At 43.1% G+C, this 5,355-nt stretch carries 9 protein-coding genes and 1 pseudogene; 5 read left to right on the forward strand and 5 right to left on the reverse strand.

Annotated elements, in window-relative coordinates:
- Positions 1–129 precede the first annotated feature (129 nt).
- Positions 130–1,608: an efflux RND transporter periplasmic adaptor subunit gene (locus IQ242_RS15780; RefSeq protein ID WP_193960616.1), complete on the reverse strand. Its 1,479-nt coding sequence runs from the start codon at positions 1,606–1,608 to the stop codon at positions 130–132.
- Between IQ242_RS15780 and IQ242_RS15785 the strand changes: the two genes are divergently transcribed.
- The 3 genes and pseudogenes from IQ242_RS15785 to IQ242_RS27205 all read left to right on the forward strand — a co-directional run.
- A complete protein-coding gene (locus IQ242_RS15785) occupies positions 1,550–1,696 on the forward strand; it encodes a hypothetical protein (RefSeq protein WP_167341562.1) in 147 nt (48 codons plus the stop codon). The genes IQ242_RS15780 and IQ242_RS15785 overlap by 59 nt on opposite strands.
- 34 nt (positions 1,697–1,730) lie before the next feature.
- Entirely contained in the window at positions 1,731–2,612 is an 882-nt protein-coding gene (locus tag IQ242_RS15790; RefSeq protein WP_193960617.1) for a tetratricopeptide repeat protein, read from the forward strand.
- Between the two features lie 288 nt (positions 2,613–2,900).
- Positions 2,901–3,005: pseudogene (locus tag IQ242_RS27205) on the forward strand (AbrB/MazE/SpoVT family DNA-binding domain-containing protein); the annotation flags it as partial.
- A 26-nt stretch (positions 3,006–3,031) separates the two neighbouring features.
- Here the strand turns inward: IQ242_RS27205 and IQ242_RS15795 are convergent.
- The gene (locus IQ242_RS15795; RefSeq protein ID WP_190357517.1) at positions 3,032–3,196 is read right to left on the reverse strand and encodes a hypothetical protein; all 165 of its coding nucleotides are present in this window, start codon (positions 3,194–3,196) and stop codon (positions 3,032–3,034) included.
- Positions 3,197–3,376: 180 nt separating this feature from the next.
- Here IQ242_RS15795 and IQ242_RS15800 point away from each other — a divergent pair, with 180 nt between their 5' ends.
- Together IQ242_RS15800 and IQ242_RS15805 are read left to right on the forward strand one after the other, a co-directional pair.
- Positions 3,377–3,616, forward strand: coding sequence for an antitoxin (locus IQ242_RS15800; protein WP_002779916.1), 240 nt, complete (start codon positions 3,377–3,379; stop codon positions 3,614–3,616).
- 9 nt (positions 3,617–3,625) lie between these two features.
- The gene (locus IQ242_RS15805; protein WP_193960618.1) at positions 3,626–4,054 is read left to right on the forward strand and encodes a type II toxin-antitoxin system VapC family toxin; all 429 of its coding nucleotides are present in this window, start codon (positions 3,626–3,628) and stop codon (positions 4,052–4,054) included.
- A gap of 4 nt (positions 4,055–4,058) precedes the next feature.
- Here IQ242_RS15805 and IQ242_RS15810 read toward each other — a convergent pair whose 3' ends face one another.
- The 3 genes from IQ242_RS15810 to IQ242_RS15820 form a co-directional block, all read right to left on the reverse strand.
- The gene (locus tag IQ242_RS15810) at positions 4,059–4,325 is read right to left on the reverse strand and encodes a hypothetical protein (RefSeq protein WP_190357518.1); all 267 of its coding nucleotides are present in this window, start codon (positions 4,323–4,325) and stop codon (positions 4,059–4,061) included.
- A gap of 359 nt (positions 4,326–4,684) precedes the next feature.
- Positions 4,685–4,975 (reverse strand): type II toxin-antitoxin system RelE/ParE family toxin, encoded by a 291-nt coding sequence (locus IQ242_RS15815; RefSeq protein ID WP_036400794.1) that lies wholly within the window; start codon positions 4,973–4,975, stop codon positions 4,685–4,687.
- Positions 4,972–5,202 carry an addiction module protein gene (locus tag IQ242_RS15820; protein WP_002753232.1) on the reverse strand — a complete coding sequence of 77 codons (231 nt, stop codon included), beginning with the start codon at positions 5,200–5,202 and terminating at the stop codon, positions 4,972–4,974. Before IQ242_RS15820 ends, IQ242_RS15815 begins: the two co-directional genes overlap by 4 nt.
- Positions 5,203–5,355 lie beyond the last annotated feature (153 nt).

A 5,355-nucleotide genomic window follows, 5' to 3' on the forward strand; every position in this document is an offset into this window, starting at 1 on the left:
CCCCTGAATCCTGTCTCCTGAATCCTGTCTCCTGAATCCTGTCTCCTGAATCCTGAATCCTGACTCCTGTCCGATCAGAAAAAAGACAATTTGGAGATATTTGTTAAGAAAAATTATTGAGATTTTTGATTATTTTTGATTAGTTTTCGAGGTATCTTCGGCCCCTTGGGGGAGATCGATAAAGACCTTTTCTCCGGCTTCCAAACCTGATAAAATTTGGGTTTTATCGTCTAAGACCAAACCGATCGAAACGGGTTTAAAACTGGGTTTATTTTCGGCATCGGGAACTAAAACCCCTGACTTGCCTTCCCGGGTGACAATGGCAACAGTCGGCACGACGAGGGCATTATCTAACTGCTGGCCGACAAAAGTTACATCTACATTCATTTTTGATTTGAGTTTGTCCCGTCCCGTCACCAAACCGATTCTGACCTCAAAAGAAGTAACATTCTCCTCGATAATTGCTTCAGGAGCCACAAGAATAACTCGACCTTCAAAGACTTCTTCAGGAAAAGCATCGGCGACAATTCGCACGGGTTGGCCGCGCTGCAATAAACCCACATCTACTTCCGGCACTTTCGCAATCACTTCCAATCCCGATGCTAGGGCGATAATCGAGGTGGAAGTGGCGGAAGCGGTACTAGAGGCCGAAGTGGTGGGAGTGACAAAAGAACCCTCGGTGGCGTATTTTTGGGTGACGATGCCATCAAAGGGGGCAGTAATGACTGTATCGCGGTATTGAATCTTAATTTGCTCTAAATTGGCCCTAGCAGCCGCTACAGATGATTCTAGTCGAGCAAGCTCCGTTTCTTGGGTTTTTTGGCGTTGTTCGAGGGCAAATTTCGCTTCTGCGATCGCTGCTGCTGCTCGGATCATTTCCTGCTCAATTCCCGCTACTTCTGGGGAAGCGGTTTTATCTGCTTGTTCCAAACGACGGATCGATTCGTCTAAATTGGCTTTAGCATTGAGATATTCATTGAGGACGGCATCAAATTGGTCTTGAGCGATCGCCCCTTCCTGGACTAAATTTTCATTGCGTTTAACCCGATTTTCTGCTAGTCGAAAACGGGATTGGGCTGCTTGTACCTGAGCTTGCAGTTGGTCTAAATCTTTGGGAATTCTTTCTTTGGCCTGAGCTAAACGGGCTTCTAATTGCTTATAACTGGCCTGGGCCTGATAAAATCGGGCTTGTAATTGCCGGATATCTTCGGGAATACTGCGTTTAGCCTGTTCCAGACTGGCTAGAGCTTCCCGCAGACGCGCTTCTGACTGCATTCCTTGGGCATATACCTCTAAATTATCCATGACGGCGAGGGTTTGTCCCCTTTTAACGATCATGCCCTGATCTACCAATAATCGCACTAATCGGCCGGGGTTTTTCGGGCTAATGTTGACACTTTGGATTGGTTCCACCCTACCACTAGCTTTAATTTCCACAGCGAGGGTTTCCCGTTGAGCAGGAACGGTCATTTTCGCCAATTCTAGGGCAGGGGGAGGAGTTTGCAGTAAGCGATAAGAAACCACTCCCACCGCCAGAAAACCACTAGCCATGAGTCCGAATATCCAAAATAGGGGGCGATTTGATTTTCCCAACACGGTTATTGCCATCGATCAGCCAAAAGTTAATTGGTTATATACTAACGTCTCTAGAGTTGCCTTTGTTGTTTCTTTAGCCAACAACCCCCAAGCGAGATAGACTGATTAAAAAAGGCCTATCGCGGGGGTAAACTGTGCCAAAACTTCAATTAATCGTTTCTTTACTCATTTTTTTCGTCGCTGGCAGCCCGCCGGCTTTTTCCCAAGCGCTACTCCCCTACGCCATCGAACCGGAGTTAGAACAGATGGAACAAGCGGGAATTGAAATGGCCGAAGATGCCATCCAATTAGCTCGTTTTCGCCGTACCGACGCAGCCCTTGGACGAGCTAAGTTAGCGGTGCAGTTGGCCCCCCATCTCTATCAAACTTGGTTTATTCTCGGTAGTTTATATCTGCAAGACGATCAGGTGCAACCCGGTATCGAGGCATTAAATCAATCTTTGTCCCTTGCTCCCGCCGATGCCCACGCTAATATTAAATTTTCCCTCGGTAGTGCCTATTTTCAGAATCAAGATTACCAGTCTGCTATTGCCCAGATTGAAGCGGGTTTGCAAATGAAACCCGATATCTCCCCCGCTCTTTTTGATCTCGGTAATTCCTATCTCAAGTTAGCACAATATTCTCAAGCGATCGCGGCTTACGAAAAAGCTGTTAGTCAAGATAAAAATTTTTGGCCAGCTATTAATAATATTGGTTTAGTTAAATACGAACAGGGTGATAAGGAAGCCGCTCTTAAAGATTGGCGCACCGCTTTGAAAATTGATCCTAAACAGGCGGAACCTCAGTTAGCTATTGCGGTGGCTATTTATAGTCAAGGAAAAACTGAGGAGGGCATCAAATTAGCTCAGGCCGCTCTCACTAGCGATAGTCGTTATGCCAGTCTGGAATTTTTAAAGGAAAATCTCTGGGGTCAACGTCTTTTGCAAGACACGGAGAAAATGTTTAATCATCCTAAAATGAAAGATTTTATCGCTCGTTTACCACAACCAACCCCAGAAGCGGAGGAAGAAAATTAAGCTGATAGCAGCAAGCATTAAGATAAACCCTTAGTTAATTTGCTAGGAATTCTTGAGGCTTGCTCTAGCTAATTAGGACTGGCTGAATATCGGTAGCAGCTTTGCTAAAAAATGGTTTTGGGACTTTATTAGCAAAACAACAAACTTTTTGCCGCAAACCCCAAATACAGTACAATTATTACAGTTAAGGGTTTGAAAGTACTAGGATGATGGCAAAGCAATCAAGGGCGATCGCGGTGACAGAACATGATAATAAGTGTCCTGAATGTCTGCATATCTAAGACTCTGTCTTCCATTTCTCTACTTTCTTTGCTGACTACTTTGCCAGACATTACAGACAATTTTCCTGATATAGATGAAGGGTTGCTTCCCCTTGATGACATCACATTTTAGAATGAAATAGCCCTGAAATTTTATTGTTATAAATAGATTCGTTCAAAAGGTTCTTTTCGATAACGGCGATAAACATCAAAGTAAAACGTAGGGTGCGTTAGACGGCGACAATCTCTGCTTAAACTTAAATCTAACAATCCGTCGTAACGCACCACACCTATCCCTTGTTCCAAGGCTCTGCCTTGGAACATAATATCTAAGGCTCTGCCTTAAAGTAGTATTTAGGAAGAACTGGAATTTCAGTAAACAGTTATCAGTCAACAGTTATCAGGTAGAACCTGAATCAAGGGTTCCCAGGTTCTACCTGGGAACGAGATAACTAGATAAATAAGTTAAAATAGTAAGGCGATCATTAACAAAGGGGTCAACAGATGCAAAATTTACGTCAGGTTTCTTTACTAACAAGTGGACAAGAGCAAGTATTAACTATTCCTCCTGAACTGGCCCTATCAAGTACAGAGGTTTTGTTACGCAAAGAAGGTCATCGCTTAATCATTGAGCCGATTTCTTCTGGTTCTCTACTTTCTTTGCTGACTACTTTGCCAGACATTACAGACAATTTTCCTGATATAGATGAAGGGTTGCTTCCCCTTGATGACATTACATTTTAGTACCACCCAATGACCTATCAATATCTGCTTGATACTAACATCCTATCACATTTGATCAGGTATCCCCAAGGTCAGGTTTTCCAGCATATTGTGGATGTCGGCGAAGAAAGCGTTTGTACGAGCATCATTGTGGCGTGTGAATTAAGATTTGGAGTGGTTAAAAGTGGTTCCTCCCGTCTGGTGCAGCAACTAGAACGCATCCTGGAGTTCTTGACAGTTTTGCCATTAGAATCAACTGTAGATAAGCACTATGCCCTAATTCGTAAACATTTGGAGCAAGCAGCAACCCCAATCGGTCCGAATGATTTACTGATTGCTGCTCATTCTCTAGCGCTTGATCTGACTCTTGTTACCGCAAATACTCGTGAATTTGAGCGTGTGCCTGCTTTGAAGTTAGAGAATTGGTTGATTGATTCTGTAATAATTTTTGGGGGATAATTTGTCATAAATGATGTTGCTGATAATGGTTTTGTATATATTCTGCAACTACTTTTTTGCGGTTTTCTCGCAATGACAAATCAGGTGGAGCATTTTCTAAAAGATGCTGAGGATGACCTCCCCGGCGTTGTAATAAAGTTTTACGCGGTTTTAAGCTTTGCCAATGTTCGTAAATGAGTTTTTTCAGAAGTTCTTCTGAGCTAATATTCTCTTCGGAAATGATGTCCGCTAGATAGTTCTCGGTTTCTCGGTCTAGATTAATGGATAACATTATAATTTCAGGGGATAAATCAATATCTTTGATTATAGCTTAAAATCTATGATCGCACTACAGATAATCGCACTCACTCCCCATCCCCAATTGAGTTTGCTATAGAAAAATTCGGGGTACGGGCGAAGCATTCGGATAGGAAATCTAGGGTTTCAGTAATAGGTTATTGTCCGAATGCTTCGCCCCTACTCAATCATCTAACAATCCGTCGTAACGCACCACATCTATCATTAATTTAACTACTACTTGGTGCGTTACGCTATCGAAGAGCGCACCCTACTAAAAACTCTAGATATTACCATCCTACGGACAATCCAGGGTTATTAAATCAATCACCGTTAGGCTGCTGGGAACTTCGACTATCTACGACTTTTCCAGTATCCAGGTTCTCGGCTGCAATGCATAACCGCCAAAATGAGAATGTAGTCTTGCTCGATTGTATAGAGAATTGCATAGGGAAATCTGCGTGCCATGCATCGTCGGACAGCATCATCAATAACAACATAATGAGTAGGAGATGCTCTAATTCGATAAACTGTATCCTCGATAGCATTGATAAATGCCTGTGCAACCTCAACCCGTTGCCCTGTATAGTATTGAACCGCTTCAGCATATTCAGTAAGAGCTTCAGGGTGAAATACATACCTCATGGCTCAATCAGTCGTCTAACTTGAGCTAGAGCTTCTTCCCCCGAAATTGGCTGCACAGAGCCATCCCGAACCTCGCCTCTTCGTCTTTTTGCTTCAGTCACCCAAACTGCCTGAATTGTTGAATCGGTGTCGAATTCTAAGCTTTCTACCAACTTGTCTGCAAGCAGCGCCCTTGATACACTAGGTAAGGACAATATCTCTTCTGTCAGTTGCTCAATTGATCCCATAGCCCGTCGCAGAATAATAAACTCTAATTATTATCATTCTATAGCAAAATCGACTAAGTTAGTTCTTTTTTGATAAATCTTTAATTAATCTGCTATGGGCAGTGCGTTACGCTATCGAAGAGCGCACCCTACTATAATTAGACTAGAATTGAG

The sequence above is a fragment of the Microcystis sp. LEGE 08355 genome, assembly GCF_015207185.1.
In the GTDB taxonomy this organism is placed as follows: domain Bacteria; phylum Cyanobacteriota; class Cyanobacteriia; order Cyanobacteriales; family Microcystaceae; genus Microcystis; species Microcystis panniformis.